This is a genomic window from Azohydromonas lata, from assembly GCF_034427735.1.
Taxonomy (GTDB): Bacteria; Pseudomonadota; Gammaproteobacteria; order Burkholderiales; family Burkholderiaceae_C; genus Azohydromonas; species Azohydromonas lata.
In genome coordinates, this window is the sequence record NZ_JAXOJX010000016.1 from 1 (window position 1) to 15,587 (window position 15,587).

The following is a 15,587-nucleotide window of genomic DNA, read 5'->3' on the forward strand; positions in this document are numbered from 1 at the left end:
GGCCAGGCCAGCGCTGCGGCCAGCAGCGCGCATGCCGCGCGCACCGGGGCCGTCGCCGCGGCGCGGCTGCGGGTACTGCTGTGCCGTGCCATGCTCAACGGCTCTCGAAAACTTCGTTCGCCCGCAGCATGGGGCGCAGCAGGAAGGACAGCACCGAGCGCTCGCCGGTGCGGATGTCCACGGTGCCGGTCATGCCCGGGATCACGGGCAGCGGCTCGCCGTGCGCGGGGCGCAGCACGGCATCCTCGGTGCGCACCATCACGCGGTAGTAGGTGCCGTCGCCGCCGGGGCGGTCGGGGTCGCCCAGCACGTCGGGGCTGATGTACTCGACATGGCCCTTGAGCCCGCCGTAGACGGCCACGTCGTAGGCGCTGAGCTTGAGCTCGGCGTTCTGGCCGGTGTGCAGGAAGCCGATTTCCGCCGGCTTCACCCGCACCTCCACCAGCAGCTTGGAGCTCGCGGGCACGATCTCCATGACCACGCCGCCGGGCGACACCACGCCGCCCAGCGTGCCGCTGCGTATGTTCTTGACGAAGCCCTCCACGGGCGAGGTCAGCACGGTGCGGCGCAGCACGTCGGCGCGCCCGCCCTGCTGTTCCTCCAGCTGCGCGAGGTCGGTGCGCACACGCAGCAGCTCGGTGCTGGCGTCCTGGCGGAAGCGGTTGATGCGCTCCTCGCCCTGCGTCTTCTGGTCGTTGAGCTGGCGCTGCAGCCGCATCACCTCCACTTCCGACAGCAGGCCCTGCGCCGACATCTGCTGCGCCACGTCGAGCTCGCGCTGCAGCAGCTCGGCGCTGCGGCGGTTGGCGGCCACGGCCTCGTCCAGCGCGCGGCGCCGTGCCTGAAAGGCGCTGGTTTCGGCGCGCACGGTGGCGGCGTCGCGCTGCACGTCCGCGGGGAAGCGCAGCGGCTGCGTGCCGGCCTCGGCCTCCAGCCGCGCGATGGTGGCGCGCAGCGCCAGGCGCTTGGCCTCGCCCTCGTTCTGCTGGGCCTGGTAGCGCGTGGGGTCCAGCCGCGCCAGCGGCTGGCCGGCGTGCACCCGGGCGCCTTCGCGCACCATGAGCTCGGCCAGCAGCCCGCCTTCGAGGCTGGCCACCTGCTGCTCGCGGCCGTCGGCCATCACGCGGCCATCGGCGCGCGTCACGCGGTCCACGCGCGACAGCGCGGCCCAGGCCACGAGCGCGCCCAGCAGCGCAGCGATCAGCACCAGCGCCCAGCGGCCGCGCGGCAGGTCGTCCAGGTGCTGCGCGGCGCGCAGCTCCGACAGGTATTGCGCCTCTTCGGCGTTGATGGTGGGACGGGAAGCCATGATGAACTGCTCAGGCTTGAGTGGCCGCCGCTGCCGGCGGCGGGACAGGCGCGGCGGACGCGGTGGCGGCGATGGCGGGAGCGGGGGCGGGCTTCTGGCCGGCCAGCGCGGCCATCACCAGGGCCTTGGGGCCGTCCAGCAGCACTTGGCCGGCGTCGATGACCACCACGCGCTGCGCGAGATCGAGCACGGCCGGACGGTGCGTGACCATGATCAGCGTGCGATCGCCCGCGGCAGCAGTGAGCTGGCGCAGGAAAGCGGCTTCGGACTGCGCGTCCATGGAGCTGGTGGGCTCGTCCATGAGCAGGATGCGCGGGCGCGTGACCAGGCAGCGCGCCAGCGCCACGAGCTGGCGTTGCCCGCCCGACAGCAGCGCGCCCATCTCGCCGACCTGCAGCTCCCAACCCTGCGGGTGGGACTCCACCAGCCGGTCCAGCCCCGTGAGCTTGGCCACCTCGGTCAGCGCCACGGCGTCCACGCCCGGACGGCCCAGCACCACGTTCTCGCGCAGGGTGCCGGTGAACAGCCGCGGCTCCTGCGACACGAAGCCCAACTGCATGCGGAAGTCGGCGCGGTCCATCTGGCGCAGGTCTATGCCGTCCACCTCCACGCGGCCCTGGGTGGGCTCGTACAGCCCGGCCATCACGCGCAGCACGGTGGACTTGCCGCTGCCTATGCGGCCGATGACGGCCACGCGCTCGCCCGGCTCGAAGCGCAGGTTCACGCCGCGCAGCACCAGGGGCGCCGGCGCCTCGCCGGTGGGCGGGTAGGAGAACTGCACGTCGCGCAGGCCGATGCGCCCGCTCAGTGCCATGGGCGGCAGCACGGGCGCGCCGGCGTCGCGCTCGCAGGGGCGCGCCATCAGCTCGTCCAGCGACTGCAGCGCCGCGCGTGCGCTCTGGTAGCGCGTGGCCAGCATCACCAGGCCGGTCAGCGGCGCGATGGCGCGCCCGGCGAACATGATGCCGCCGATGAGCGCGCCGCTGGTGAGGTGGCCGTCGGCGATGAGGTGCACGCCCCACACCAGCATGGCCAGCGTCACCAGCTGCTGGGCCACGGAGCTGAGGTTCTGCGTCCAGCTCATGAGCCGGCGCGAGCGCAGCGAGGTTTCGGCGCCGGCGGCGATGGCCTGGTCGTGGCGCTGCACGAAGCGGCCCTGCGCGCCGGCGGCCTTGAGGTCTTCCAGCCCTTCCAGCGCCTCCACCAGCAGCGACTGCTGGTCGGCCTGGTGCTTGAGGTTGTCGCGCATGGTGCGGCGCAGCGAGGTCTGCATGCCCAGCGCCGTGCCCAGCACCAGCGGAATGGCCGCCACCATCACCCAGCCCAGCGGGCCGGCCGTGGCGAAGATCATGGCCGTGAACAGCAGCACGAAGGGCACGTCCGACAGCGCCGAGAGCGTGGCCGAGGCGGTGAAGTCGCGCACCAGCTCGATCTGCGCCATCTGGTGCGCGCAGGCGCCGGCCGAGGCCGGGCGGTGCTCCATGCGCACGTCCAGCGTCTGCCGGAACAGCACGGAGCCCACCAGCAGGTCGCACTTCTTGCCCGCCAGGTCGATGAGGTGGCTGCGCAGCTGGCGCGCGGCCATGTCGAAGCCCAGCGCCAGCAGCGTCATGCCGGCCAGCGCCCACATGGTCATGAAGGCCTGGGTGGGGATGACCTTGTCGAAGGTAATGGACGACAGCAGGCCTATGCCCATGGTCAGCACGTTGCTCAGCAGCGCCGCCAACAGGGCCGAGCGGTAATGCGGCAGGAAGCGGCGCAGCGTGCCCCACAGCCAGTGCGGCGCGTCGCTGCGCGCGGCCGCGCGCGCGTCAACGGCCCGCGGCGTGGCCAGCAGCGCGTAGCCGCTGTGGCGACCCGCCAGCGTGGCTTCATCCTGCTCGGAAGTGGCGCCGCTGACCGGGTCCACGATCTCGTAGCGCGCGCCGTCGAGCCGGCGCAGCACGATGCACACGCCACGCTCGTGCAGCAGCAGCACGGCCGGGAACAGCAGCTCGCTGAGCTGCGCCAGCGGACGCTCCACGACGCCGGCCTTGAAGCCGGCGGCCTGCATCACCCGCAGCGCCTGCGGCGCCGCCAGCAGCCCGTCCACGGGCTGGCCCGCCAGCAGCGAGGCGGCGCTGTGGTTGCGGCCGTGATGGCGCGACAGCCACAGCAGCGCGGAAAGCAGCGGGTCGGCCGCCGCGGTGTTTTCGGGGCGCATGAACGACTTCCTGAGGAGGCTCAACCGGCGCGGTGCTGCAGCGCCAGGCGCTCGAGCTCGGCTTCGTAGCCGCGCATGAAGCGCGGGATGTCGAACAGCACCGACTGCCGCCCGTGCTCGGCCAGGTAGCGCCGGTGGGAGGCCACGCGCGCGGGCGTGCGGCCCAGCACGATGGCCAGGCGCTCGTAGTCCGCCAGCGTGTCGGTGATGAGGTCCGGCAGGCCCACGTGCGTGAGCAGGCTGCCGGCCATGCGCGAGATGTAGGTGCGCCCGGAGAGGGTGAGCACCGGCACGCCCATCCACAGCACGTCGCTGACGGTGGTGCCGCCGTTGTAGGGGAAGGTGTCGAGGAAGAGGTCGGCCATCTGCAGCCGCGCCAGGTAGTCCGGCGGCGCCACGCGCGGCGCGAAGATCAGCCGCTCGCGCGCCACGCCCTGGGCGTCGGCGGCACGGCGCATGTTCTCCTGCGACCACTCGTTGTCGGCCAGCAGCCACAGCACGCTGTTGGGAACGGCGTGCAGCACGCGCATCCAGCTGCGGAAGACGTCCTCGGTGAACTTGAAGTTGTTGTTGAAGGCGCAGTAGACGAAGGCGTCGGCGGGCAGCCCGCACTTCTCGCGCGTGGTGGGCGCGCCGACCTCGCGCTTGCGGTCGCTGATCTGGTAGCAGTCGGGCACGTAGATGGGCTTCTCGCTGCTGAAGGGCAGCAGCTGCGGCGGCATGACGTAGCGGTCGGCAATGACCCAGTCCACGCCGGGGATGCCGCAGGAGCCGGGGAAGCCCAGGTAGCTCACCTGCACCGGCGCGGGACGGTGCACGAGGATGGCGGGGCGGGCGCCGGCCGTCAGGCCCTGCAGGTCCACCAGGATGTCGATGTCCTGCTGGGCGATGAGCTGCGCCGCGGCCTCGTCGGAGAGCCCGGCCAGGGGCCAGAGCTTGTCGAACGAGGCCTTGAGCCGCGCGCGCAGCGGGCTGGCGTCCTCGCTGCTCCAGCAAAAGGCATGCACCTCGAAGCGCTTGCGGTCGTGCAGCTCGTAGAGCTCGGCCGTGAGCAGGCCCACGGCATGCATGTGCAGGTCGCCGGAGAGGTAGCCGATCTTGATGCGCCCGCTGCGCTTGGGCCGCCCGGCGTGCAGCGGCACCAGCGGCGGCTTGGGCGTGCGCTCCAGCAGGTAGCGCTGTGCCGCCACCATGTGCAGCGCCGGATCGTCGGTGGCGCTGAGCATGGCCAGCGCCGACGTGTTGGCCAGCATCTGGTAGTGCGTGAGTGCGCCAAAGGGCTGGTACACCGGCCATTCGCACTGCTTCTGGCGCAGGTGCACGTAGTGCTGTATGGGGCCGGACTGCGAGGGGTTGATGCTCAGGCTCTCGTGCAGGAACTGCTCGGCCTCCTGGAAGCGGCGCAGCTGCTCGCACAGCCGCGCGGAGTTGTTGAGCGCGTGCAGCCTGAGCTCCATGCCCGCGGCATCGGTGGCCGGGGCCTTGGCGATGGGCGCCCATTGCGCCAGGGCCTCGTCATGACGCCCAAGGCGTTCGAGCTGGTGGCCCAGGTTCAGCCGCGCCTGCGCAAAGCCCGGGGCCAGCTCCAGCGCCTGGCGGTAGGCGCGCTCGGCCTCCGCGGCGCGCCCAAGCGCGCCCAGCACCGTGCCCCAGTTGAAGCAGGCCACATGGCGCAGCGGCGAGGCGGTGTGCGCAATCCAGCTCTCGTAGAGCTTGGCCGAGGCTTCCGGCAGCCCCTGCTGGCTCAGCCGCCCGGCACTGTCGAGCAGCTCGGCCAGCGGCATCTTCCCCGAGCGGGCCTGGACCAGCATGGGGGCCAGCGCGGCTTCTTGGGTCGCAGGCAGGGAAACGGACTTCGTTGAGGGCATGGTCAGGCCGGCAGAAAATGCTTCAGTGGGAATTGTCGGAAACCCGCGCCGCGCCCAATCGCCGCATCAAGCCCGGGAAGGCCCGCCAGATCACCGGACGGGCCTCCCCGCAGCCGGTACGTCCAAACGCCGCCGGGAACGCATCGGCAGGTCAAATTGCCAAAAATTACCGGTGCCGTGGCCGGCGCTATTCGAGCGGCGGGTTGCCGGGCAATTTGCTCAGCAGGGCCAGCAGGGAAATGCGGTTGAAAAACCACAGTCCGTCCAGCCGCCAGGGCGTATATTTTTTCAGCACGTTGCTGAAGGTGTAGGGGGTATACCAACAATTGTGGTCCGGATGCACGACTTCCACCACCGTGCCCTGGTCGGGCAAATGCTCAAAATGGGCGGAAAAGCAGGAGTAGGCATCCGGTACGGTGATGACATACTCTTTGGCCTTGACCTTGTCCAGTTGCCCCAGAAAACCCTGAACGTCCGGCACGTGCTCCAAAACCTCGGGCACCAGCACCAGGTCATATTCTTCCGTCACCTCGGCCCAGTCGGAGAAAAGGCGGGAACCCTGGGGCAGGGCGGGGCGCAGCACATCGAAAATTTCGGCGTGTATGTCGAAGCCGTCGAGCTGCGCGCAATAAGGCGCGAGCTGCAGGTGCAGGCTTTGGCGAACATCGGTAATAGGCCAGTCCACGCAGCCCACGTGCAGCACGCGGCGGCCTTCGCACAATTGCCGGAATACGTCCAGCCGGCGGTGGCCCTGCAGCTCGGAGCGCACGGGAACGGTTTGCACGAAATAGGGCGCATGGCGCCGGGCCAATTGGGAGGCCGACAGATCCGGTGGCGCGGCGGGCGTGTCCATGGTCATGCTGCAGGGGTGTGGTTATTCGAAAGTCTTCAGGTGCAGCTCGTCATAAGCGCGCCGCGTGCTGCCCCACTCCTGCTGCGCAAATACCGGCCCCGGGCCCTCGTAGCGTGCGCCGGAGAAATGCTCGGGAATGAAGAAATGGCTGGGGTAGATGGTCAGGCCGCTGTACTTGTGCTTGTAATAGGCCTCGCTCAGCGCCATGGGCCCCACCGTCTTCCAGGCCATGTCGTCGGTCACCGTGGCCTTGGCCTGGATGTCGAGAATGATCTGGCCGAAAAACGGATTTTCCGGCACCGAGCCGACGTAGCCGGCCGCAATCAGCATGGGCCGCTCCAGCTCGTTTTCCCAGCAGGCGAAGGCTTCGGATTCCAGCATCCATTCCGGCAGCGGCCGGGTGCATAGGCTGTCGGCATCCAGCACGATGCCGCCCTCGTTGTAGAGAATCTCCCAGCGCATCATGTCGGCCACGCCGTTCAATTCCTTGCTGGACATGTCGCGCATGTGGCGGGCATTGATCCATTCGGTGGATGCGAGATCCTCATTGCCCCAGATGCGAATATCCCAGCCGGGATGGCGGCGTACCCAGGTGTCTATGCAATTGTTGGGGCGCTTGCTCTCGTCGCCGACCCAGATGAAATGAAGCTTCTTGCTGATCATGCTTGTCGAGCCGGTGCGGTGGAGTTTTGCCGCAATTGGCGGGCGAGGTTTTCGTAATGCCGCTGGCGCTGCGGATTCTGCAGGCCACCGTAGAGCACGGCGAGATTGTGGGCGGCCAGGAAACTGCCGCGGCCCTGCACGCCGTCCAGGTCCGGGCGCTCGCCCAGCTCCAGGCAGCGCAGCCAGGCCGATTCGGCCATGGGCAGCCATTGTTCATGGGCCTGGCCGGGTTGCGCCACCGCCATGTCCAGGAAAAGATTGCCCAGCGCGAAAAAGTAGTCGGGAAAGTGCTGGCAGTCGTCCATGAGGTCGCCGGACAGGACGATGGCGCGCTCGAATTGCCGGGACTGCGCCAGGCAATACATCAGCCGCACGGCCGCGTCCTTGCGCCAAGCCGCTTGCGCGGGCGCACCTTCCAGGGCGCGGAAATATGCCTCGCAGGCGCTCTGGAATTCGCGGTGGATTTCCATGTCCTTGCCCAATTGGTAGCGCACATAAGCGTCGCCGGGGTGGTCCTGGATTTCGCGCAGCAATATCTCGCGGTTGCGGCCGGCCTTTTGGGCGAGTTGCGCGGCTGCATAGCCGTCATGCCCAAGCACCAGCGGCAGCCGCCGGCGCGGCAGGCAGGAAACGGGCTGCTCGTGGATGCGACCCTCGTAGCGCACGCCGCGCGGCAGCAGCCGCGGCAGCCAGGTGCGGCTGTGCTCCTGGTGCGCTCCCACGGCGATGTCGCTGCGCACCGTCACTAGGCCGAGGAAGGGCTCGGCCAGGGCGGCGCCCCGCAGCGCGTGTGCGCCGGCTTCCAGCCATTCGTCGGCGTCCAGCACCAGGTGCCAGTCGGCGTCGGCCAGGGCCAGCGCGGCGTTGCGCGCGGCGGAGAAGTCGCCTGTCCAGGCCAGGTGCTCCACGCGCGCGCCGCAGCGGCGGGCGATCTCCACGGTGGCGTCCGTGGAGCCCGTGTCCAGCACCAGCATGCGGCGCACGTGGGGCGCGGCGCTTTGCAGGCAGCGCGCGATGCAGCGGGCCTCGTCGCGCGCGATGACGACCAGGGCGATGTCCGGCTGCGCCGGCCGGGCCGGCGGTGCGTTGCCGCGTGCGCCGCGTGGTTTCTTGCCCATGGCGAAAGAGGGAGGGTTGCCAGGCGGCAACGGGCAGCGCCGGCGGATGGCGCGGCGCCGCCGCTGCGCGCGGCGTTGTGGGTGATGAAGCGTTCACGCCGTGGCCGGCGTGGGGTGCTCAATGCACGGTGCGGGGGCGGGCGGCCAGCACGGCGTCGAGCTCGTCCAGCCAGGGTTCGGCCAGGCGGCGGATCTGCGCGTCGTTGAGCAGGATGCGCTGCAGGATGCGGGCCTTGGCACGCGCCTGCTCCACGGGCAGCTTGCGCGCGCTGCCGGCCTGCCGCAGTTGGGAAATCAGGTTCCCGCAAGTGCCTTCCAGCGCCACGAACTGTTGCCAGTCGCCACGCTGAGCCGCCAGCAGCATGTCGGCGCTGGTCTTCTCTATGGCCTCGTAGTAGCTCAGCAGCGAAGTGTTCATGAAGAACTTTGGGCCAGCCGTGGGCCGGCGTTAGGCGTTGGGCGTGGGGTGGTGCGGCAGGGTGTGCACGCGCGCGGGCGTGGTCAGCGGGCGCCTTCGACCTGCGGGCCGATGGCCTTCCAGGCCTCGCGCACCGGCTCGATCAGGCGCTTGCATTCCTCGATCATCTCGGGGCTGCTGCGCAGGTTGGCCAGCGTCAGCCGCATGGACACGTAGGCATACAGCTCGTTGAGGTCCTGGGCGATCTGGCCGCCTTGCTGCAGGTCCAGCGCGGACTTCAGGCCTTCGTCAACGATGCGCACCGCGCGCGAGATGGCGGTGCACTTGCCTTCCACGTCCTTCTTGCCGATGGCGCCTTGCGCCTTGGTCAGCTCCGTCATCAGCCCGTCGTACAGCATGGCCACGAGCCTGTGCGGGGAGGCCGTCGTCACGCCGGTGACCACGCCAACCTCGTGGTAGGCATTGGCCAGACCCGTGCGGGCCGCGATGGGGGGGCGCGAGAAGGGGGAGGCGGTGTACATCGGTTCTACCCTATCAGTGAGAGTTGTCATGGGACGGTGGTTGCGGCAACACCGGCGCGGGTGCCGGCCGTTGTCCTGTAAGGGCGGTGCCCGGCGCCGGGCCCGCCTGCCGCCTCAGCAGCGGTCAGCCGCTGTTGTTCATGGCCGTGACCTGTTGCGTGATGTAGGTGGACAGGCTGTTGAGCGAGGACATCTTGCTGTCCAGCGCCTGGTACTGCTTTTGCAGCCGCAGCATGTTGGCGTTCACGCGGTCTTCCAGCCGGGCCTGCTCGTCCTGGTTGCGCTTGAGCTTGCTTTGCAGGCCCTCGGTGCGCGAGGTCAGCAGCCCGCCGGAGCCGGTGATGCCGCCCAGCAGCTCGCGAAAGCGCACGCCCAGGCCGTTGTTGCCCTTGACGTCGCTATCGGTGCTGGAAAAGAGCTTGGCCACCTCGGCGGGCTGTTCCAGTGCCTTCTTGAGCTTGGTGCTGTCGACCTTGATGGTGCCGTCGGTCTGCGTGGACAGGCCGATGGCCTGCAGCGAGCTGAAGACGCTGGAGGCGCCGTTGGTCTCGTGCAGCAGGCTGCGCATCTGGCTGCGTATGCTCAGCGCGGCGCTGTCGCCCTGCAGTGTCCCGGCGGTCTTGGTGGCGTCGTCGTACTTGGTCTGGTTGACCAGCTGGGTGTTGAGCGCGTTGTACGCGGTCACGAAGTCCTGCACCGCCTTTTCCTGCGCGGCGTTGTCGTTCTTGACGCTCAGCGTGATGGGCGTGGTCGTTTCCTTGGTCAGGTTCAGCGTCACGCCGGGCAGGGCGTCGGCGATCTGATTGGAAGACGCCGTGACCGGCACGCCGTTGATGGTGAGCTTGGCGTCCTGCGCCGACTGGCCCTCGCGCACGCGGTCGGGGTTGGTGACGTCGGAGGTGTCCGAGGGCGGGTAACTGAAGCCGGCCAGGCCGTCCGTGCCCGTGATGGAGATCTGGTTCTGCGTGCCGGAATTCTTGGCCGTCAGGGCCAGCCGCGCGGCGCCGGTGGCGTCACGTATGAGCGAGGCGTTGACGCCCAGGTCGGCACCGTTGATGCGGTCGCGCACCTGTTCCAGCGTCGTGTTGGGGTCGCTGAAGTCCAGCTGCACCGCGGTGCTGCCATCCTTGGGCGTGGGCGGGGAATAGCCGCTCATGAGCTGGATGGTCAGCGAACCGGCGCCCACCACGGCGGCCGAAGACGAGAGGGCGCGCGAGTACAGCGTCTGCGCCCGCGCGATCTGCGACACCGACACCGCGTAGTCGCCCGCGGCCAGGCCGCCGCTGGTGGCGGTGGCCGACATCACGGTCGTGTCCGAAGGCGTGGCCGTGCCCTGTTTCCACAGGCTGGTCGATGCCAGCGCCGCTGCGCTGTCGCGCAGCGTGGACATCAAGCTTTGGATCTTTCCGTAGGCCGAGATTTGCGAATCTATGGACTTGGCGGCGGTCTGCAGGTTGTCTATGGGCTTGCGCTCGACAGCCTCCAGCTGGCTCAGGATGCTGCTGACGTTGAGCCCGCTGCCTATGCCGGTGGAAGATAGGGTGGCCATGCTCCGGTCCTTCAGGGCTTGATGGGGTACGTGTCAGATCGGCGCGAGCCGGCGGAACTTGAATGATTTCGCGCTGGCCACGACGGCAGGCGCGGGGTCTGAAGGCGAAGCGGCCAAGGCCGCGCGGGGCAGCGGCCCGCGCGGCGAAGGCGAGTGCGTCAGCCTTGCAGCAGCTTCATCACCTGCTGCGGTTGCTGATTGGCCTGCGCGAGCATGGCGGTGCCGGCCTGCTGCAGGATTTGCGCGCGCGACAGGTTGGCGGTTTCGGCGGCGAAGTCGGCATCCATGATGCGGCTCTTGGCGGCGGACTGGTTCTCCGAGGCCGACTGCAGGTTGGAGATCACCGACTCGAAGCGCGACTGGTTGGCGCCCATGCTGGCACGCTCGTCGTTGATCAGGTCCAGCGCTTTGTCGATGTTGTCCATCACGGTGTGGATGGACGTGTTGTCGGCGGTGTTGTCGATCACCGCGCGGCCCGCACCCGTGTTGTCTGTACCGGCTACCGCGATGATGTTGGGCTCCGTCGTCATGCTCTTGGTGAAGACGGTGATGGTGTCGTCGGTGGTGGTGTTGGCACCGATCTGGAACTTGAAGCCGGTGGTGGGCTGCGCGTCGGTGCCGAGCACGTGCTTGCCGTTGAAGGTCGTGCTGCCCAGAACGCGCTGCACTTCCTCGGCAAGCTCGCCGAACTCCTTGTCCAGCGAGTCGCGGTCGGAGGTGGTGTTGGAGTCGTTGCCCGACTGCACGGCCAGCTCACGCATGCGCTGCAGCGCATCGCTGGCGCGGCCCAGCGCGCTTTCGACGGTCTGGGTCATGGAGATGCCGTCGTTGGAGTTGCGCACGGCTTGGTTCATGCCGCGCACCTGGGCGTTCATGCGCTCGGCAATGGCCAAACCCGCCGCGTCGTCCTTGGCGCTGTTGACGCGCAGGCCGCTGGACAGGCGCTGCATCGACGTGGAAACGGCCCCCTGGTTGCCCTGCATATTGCGCTGCGCAACGAGGGAAGCCAGGTTGGTGTTGATGGATTGGGACATGGCGGTGGCAAAGGTTCAGGTTGGCGGCGTGCGGCCCGTCCTGTGGACGACCTCGGCGGGTAGGAGGATTCTTTCGCCAGGCGCGGCGTGTGAAAGCTGCGACAAGCAGGGTGTTTTCGGCGCAGTTTGCCGCCGTGAAACCCGTGGCTGGTAAGAAAAAGGGCCTCGACCCTTGCGGGGAGGCCCTTGGCGCTCGCGTCTGGAGCGCAAGCGGTGCTGTCGCCGGGATCAGCGGAGCAGCGACATGACCTGCTGGGGCTGCTGGTTGGCCTGCGCCAGCATGGCGGTGCCGGCCTGCTGCAGGATCTGGGCGCGCGACAGGTTGGCGGTTTCGGCCGCGAAGTCGGTGTCCATGATGCGGCTCTTGGCGGCGGACTGGCTTTCCGAGGCCGACTGCAGGTTGGAGATCACCGACTCGAAGCGCGACTGGTTGGCGCCCATGGTGGCGCGCTCGTTGTTGACCAGGTCGATGGCCTTGTCGATGTTGTCCATCACGGTGTGGATGGCGGCGTTGTCGGCGGTGTTGTCGATCACCGAGCGGCCCGCACCCGTGTTGTCCGTTCCGGCCACGGTGGTGATTTCAGCCGCCGTGGTCATGTTCTTGGTCTTGATCGCGATGGTGTCGTCGCTGGAGGTGTTGGCACCGATCTGGAATTGGTAGCCCGTGGTCTCGTTGGAGTCGGCACCCAGGATCTTCTTGCCGTTGAAGCTGGTGTTGCCCATCACGCGCTGGATTTCCTTGGCCAGCTCACCAAACTCCTTGTCCAGCGAGTCGCGGTCAGAGGTGTTGTTGGAGTCGTTGGCCGACTGCACGGCCAGCTCACGCATGCGCTGCAGCGAGTCACCGACCTTGCCCAGCGCGGCTTCCGCCGTCTGCGTCATGGAGATGCCGTCGTTGGAGTTGCGCACGGCCTGGTTCATGCCGCGCACTTGCGAGTTCATGCGCTCGGCGATGGCCAGACCGGCAGCGTCGTCCTTGGCGCTGTTGACGCGCAGGCCGCTGGACAGGCGCTGCATCGACGTGGCCACGGCACCTTGGTTGCCCTGGAGATTGCGCTGCGCGTTGAGTGACGCGATGTTGGTATTGACAGACATGCTCATGATGAAACTCCGTGTCTAGTAGATGACCCCGGCAGACGCCGGCATTGCCCCGGTGCATGGGCACCCGCCCTCGCACCGCATCAGCGGTTGTCCGCCGACTGCGCCCGGCGGTAGTCATCCGTGCAGACCTTGGTGGGCTCGATGCCCGTGTTCCTTGTCTGCGTCCGGCTCCTACTGTCGGACCCCGAACCGTTTTTGCGATCCGTTGTGTTTGTTATCGGAGGGGGCCCGGAAGAACTTTAGGGGGGCGTCAACACAAATTTGATGTGATTTTTGGCCGCTTTTCCGTAGGCGGAGAAAGCGCTGTCATCTGGTTATCGGAGACGGTTTAGGGAACTTGAGAACTGTTTTTCTTGTGCCCGCGCGGCACGCCGCCACAGAGGGAAGCCACCCGGCCGCGCCCGGGAGCGGGTGCCTGTAGGCGGCCCGGGCCTTGTAGGAATTTGCCTGACAAGGGGCTGGAAAAAACAAGACAAAACGGACGGAGATGGGCCGATATTGGCCCGCTTCTTCGGCTTCTACAGTTCACACCACGCTGCAAACGCCCCATTCACCTTGCCGGAGAACGCCATGAACACCGAACAGATCCTTGCCGAGATTCGGGAAGCCAACCTGTCGTACCTGATGCTGGCGCAAAGCCTCATCCGCAGCGACCGCGAGCAGGCGCTGTACCGGCTGGGCATTTCCGACGAGACCGCCGGCCTCATCGGCACGCTCACGCCGGCGCAGATGCTCAAGATCGCCTCCGGCAACACGCTGCTGTGCCGCTTCCGCATGGACGACGAGCTGGTGTGGAACCTGCTCACCAACCATGGCCGCGGTGCCGCCAACGACGGCGTCAACCGGCTGCATGCTTCCATATTGATGGCCGGGCGCCACCAGGAAGCGGCCTGAGCCGCCGGCGCGCCGCGCGCCTGCCCTTTCTCAAGTCCGTTCCACGCGCAACCGCGTCCGCAGTCCGCGCCCGCAGTTGCAGTCGCAGTCGCAGTCACCAAATTCCGCCATGGCCCGCAACAAAAGCATCCTCTCCGAAGCCCGCCAGATCGAACGCGCCGTCACGCTGATCAACCTGGGGGCCCGGCTGCAGGTGCTGGAGAGCGAAACCGACCTGAGCTACGAGCGGCTGCTGCGCCTCTATAAGGAAGTGTCGGGCAAGAGCCCCAGCAAGGGCCAGCTGCCGTTTTCCACGGACTGGTTCATGACCTGGCAGCCCAACATCCACGCCAGTCTCTTCCTCAACATCCACGAGTACCTGAACAAGAGCGCGGCGCTGGAGGACATCGACATCATCATCAAGGCCTACCAGCTCTACCTGGAGCACACGAGCTCCCAGGGGCTGGAGCCGCTGCTGTCGGTCACGCGCGCCTGGCGCCTGGTCAAGTTCGTGGACAACGGCATGCTGGCCATGACCAAGTGCAGCCGCTGCGGCGGCCACTTCGTGACGCACCCGCACGAGATCGCCAAGCACTACGTGTGCGGGCTGTGCAATCCGCCGGCGCGCGCGGGCAAGGGCAAGGCCGCGGGCAGCCTGTCCATGCACTGACGCCGCCGCCGCTCTAGCGGCCCGCCGCGCACGCGGGCCCGCTCTGGCGCAACGTTGATGCAGCTCAAGTTCGCTGCCGCCCGTGCCGATAACTTCTGGCCCGCGCCCGCCACGGCGCCCGCCCATGCGCCTGCCGCCGTCCCTCCGTGAAGCTCGTTCCCTTTCCGCAGCCCTACCTGGAGACCAACAACGAACTGCCCTTTGACGTCTTTGACGGCAAAGGCCGGTTGCTGCTGGCCGCGGGGCAGCAGATCGAGCCCAACACGCTGACCTACCTGCTGCGCTGGGAGCTGTTTGCCGACGAGGCGCAAAGCATGGCCTGGCGACGCCAGCTCATGGGCGTGGACGTCTCCAAGCGGCGCAAGATCGCCGAGGACGACGAGGACGACTTCGACGAGTACGGCGCCGTGCAAAAGCGGCTGAGCCTGGGCCGGGAGTGGTCCACGCTGGTGGTGGCGCTGGATTCGGTGCTGCGCGAGCCGCGAGCGGATCCGGGCTGGGTGCGCGAGCTGTGCTCGGTGCGCCAGCGCGTGCGCCAGGTGGCCGAGCGCGCGCTGGATGCCTCCGTGTGCCACCTCATCTACACCGGCGGCATGCACGCCAACCTCTACAGCTGCCACCAGGCGCTGCGCTGCATGCTCATTGCCGGCGAGTGCGCGCGCGCCATGGGCTGGAGCACGGAGATGGTGGAATCGCTGGAGAACGCGGCGCTGACCATGAACGTGGCCATGCGCGCGTTGCAGGACATGCTGGCGCAGCGCGACACGGGGCTGAGCACGGGCATGCGGATGCAAGTGGCCAACCATCCGCGCGAGGCGGCGCGGCTGCTGGCCGCCGCGGGCGTGGCCGATGCGGTGTGGCTCAGCGCCGTGATGCTGCACCACGACGCGCAAAACGCCACCACGCCGCCGGAGCAGCTCACCCCGGCGCAGCAGGCCGCGCAACTGCTGCGCCGCGTGGACATCTTCTGCGCCAAGCTCAGCCGCCGCGGGCGCCGCGCGCCGCTGTCGGGCCTGCGTGCGCTGCGCGAGGCCTGCCTGGACGCCGACGGGCACGCCGACGAGATCGGCTCGGCGCTGCTCAAGACCATGGGCATGTACCCGCCGGGCAGCTTCGTGCAACTGGCCGGCGGCGAGCAGGCCCTGGTGCTGTCGCGCGGCAGCCGCGCCAACGCGCCGCGCGTGGCGGCCTTCACGGACGCGCAGGGCGCTCCCGTATTCCGTCCACGCTTGCGTGACACTGCCTTGCCCGGCTACGCCGTAAAGTCCGCGCTCGATTGCACCAAGGTGCGCGAGCGGCCCAATCATGAGAAGTTGTTGGCGCTGTTGCGCTGAACCGAAGGGCGCGCGGCAGAGGGTTTCTTAAATCCTCCCTATCGTGGGCCGATAACAGAAACACTCAAAAACT

At 68.2% G+C, this 15,587-nt stretch carries 14 protein-coding genes; 3 read left to right on the plus strand and 11 right to left on the minus strand.

Annotated elements, in window-relative coordinates; translation table 11 throughout:
* Positions 1-94 precede the first annotated feature (94 nt).
* The 11 genes from SM757_RS11690 to SM757_RS11740 all read right to left on the minus strand — a co-directional run bounded on the left by SM757_RS11690 (position 95) and on the right by SM757_RS11740 (position 12,637).
* Positions 95-1,309 carry an HlyD family efflux transporter periplasmic adaptor subunit gene (locus SM757_RS11690; RefSeq protein WP_322465598.1) on the minus strand — a complete coding sequence of 405 codons (1,215 nt, stop codon included), beginning with the start codon at positions 1,307-1,309 and terminating at the stop codon, positions 95-97.
* 10 nt (positions 1,310-1,319) lie between these two features.
* The gene (locus SM757_RS11695; protein WP_322465599.1) at positions 1,320-3,512 is read right to left on the minus strand and encodes a type I secretion system permease/ATPase; all 2,193 of its coding nucleotides are present in this window, start codon (positions 3,510-3,512) and stop codon (positions 1,320-1,322) included.
* 20 nt (positions 3,513-3,532) lie between these two features.
* Positions 3,533-5,380: an O-linked N-acetylglucosamine transferase, SPINDLY family protein gene (locus SM757_RS11700; RefSeq protein WP_322465600.1), complete on the minus strand. Its 1,848-nt coding sequence runs from the start codon at positions 5,378-5,380 to the stop codon at positions 3,533-3,535.
* Positions 5,381-5,567: 187 nt separating this feature from the next.
* Positions 5,568-6,233 carry a class I SAM-dependent methyltransferase gene (locus SM757_RS11705; RefSeq protein WP_322465601.1) on the minus strand — a complete coding sequence of 222 codons (666 nt, stop codon included), beginning with the start codon at positions 6,231-6,233 and terminating at the stop codon, positions 5,568-5,570.
* A gap of 21 nt (positions 6,234-6,254) precedes the next feature.
* Entirely contained in the window at positions 6,255-6,896 is a 642-nt protein-coding gene (locus tag SM757_RS11710; RefSeq protein ID WP_322465602.1) for a glycosyltransferase family 32 protein, read from the minus strand.
* Positions 6,893-8,014 carry a glycosyltransferase gene (locus tag SM757_RS11715; RefSeq protein WP_322465603.1) on the minus strand — a complete coding sequence of 374 codons (1,122 nt, stop codon included), beginning with the start codon at positions 8,012-8,014 and terminating at the stop codon, positions 6,893-6,895. Before SM757_RS11715 ends, SM757_RS11710 begins: the two co-directional genes overlap by 4 nt.
* A gap of 118 nt (positions 8,015-8,132) precedes the next feature.
* The gene (locus tag SM757_RS11720; protein ID WP_066332526.1) at positions 8,133-8,432 is read right to left on the minus strand and encodes a flagellar protein FliT; all 300 of its coding nucleotides are present in this window, start codon (positions 8,430-8,432) and stop codon (positions 8,133-8,135) included.
* Between the two features lie 83 nt (positions 8,433-8,515).
* The gene (fliS, locus tag SM757_RS11725; protein ID WP_066332530.1) at positions 8,516-8,953 is read right to left on the minus strand and encodes a flagellar export chaperone FliS; all 438 of its coding nucleotides are present in this window, start codon (positions 8,951-8,953) and stop codon (positions 8,516-8,518) included.
* 124 nt (positions 8,954-9,077) lie between these two features.
* Positions 9,078-10,502 (minus strand): flagellar filament capping protein FliD, encoded by a 1,425-nt coding sequence (gene fliD, locus SM757_RS11730; protein ID WP_066332533.1) that lies wholly within the window; start codon positions 10,500-10,502, stop codon positions 9,078-9,080.
* A gap of 158 nt (positions 10,503-10,660) precedes the next feature.
* Positions 10,661-11,536, minus strand: coding sequence for a flagellin N-terminal helical domain-containing protein (locus SM757_RS11735; protein ID WP_322465604.1), 876 nt, complete (start codon positions 11,534-11,536; stop codon positions 10,661-10,663).
* Positions 11,537-11,764: 228 nt separating this feature from the next.
* A complete protein-coding gene (locus SM757_RS11740) occupies positions 11,765-12,637 on the minus strand; it encodes a flagellin N-terminal helical domain-containing protein (RefSeq protein WP_322465605.1) in 873 nt (290 codons plus the stop codon).
* Positions 12,638-13,207: 570 nt separating this feature from the next.
* Between SM757_RS11740 and flhD the strand changes: the two genes are divergently transcribed.
* The 3 genes from flhD to SM757_RS11755 all read left to right on the plus strand — a co-directional run bounded on the left by flhD (position 13,208) and on the right by SM757_RS11755 (position 15,514).
* Positions 13,208-13,531: a flagellar transcriptional regulator FlhD gene (flhD, locus tag SM757_RS11745; protein ID WP_066332744.1), complete on the plus strand. Its 324-nt coding sequence runs from the start codon at positions 13,208-13,210 to the stop codon at positions 13,529-13,531.
* Positions 13,532-13,640: 109 nt separating this feature from the next.
* Positions 13,641-14,180, plus strand: coding sequence for a flagellar transcriptional regulator FlhC (flhC, locus tag SM757_RS11750; RefSeq protein ID WP_066332542.1), 540 nt, complete (start codon positions 13,641-13,643; stop codon positions 14,178-14,180).
* 146 nt (positions 14,181-14,326) lie between these two features.
* Positions 14,327-15,514 (plus strand): HD-GYP domain-containing protein, encoded by a 1,188-nt coding sequence (locus tag SM757_RS11755; RefSeq protein WP_322465606.1) that lies wholly within the window; start codon positions 14,327-14,329, stop codon positions 15,512-15,514.
* The last annotated feature ends 73 nt before the right edge of the window (positions 15,515-15,587 follow it).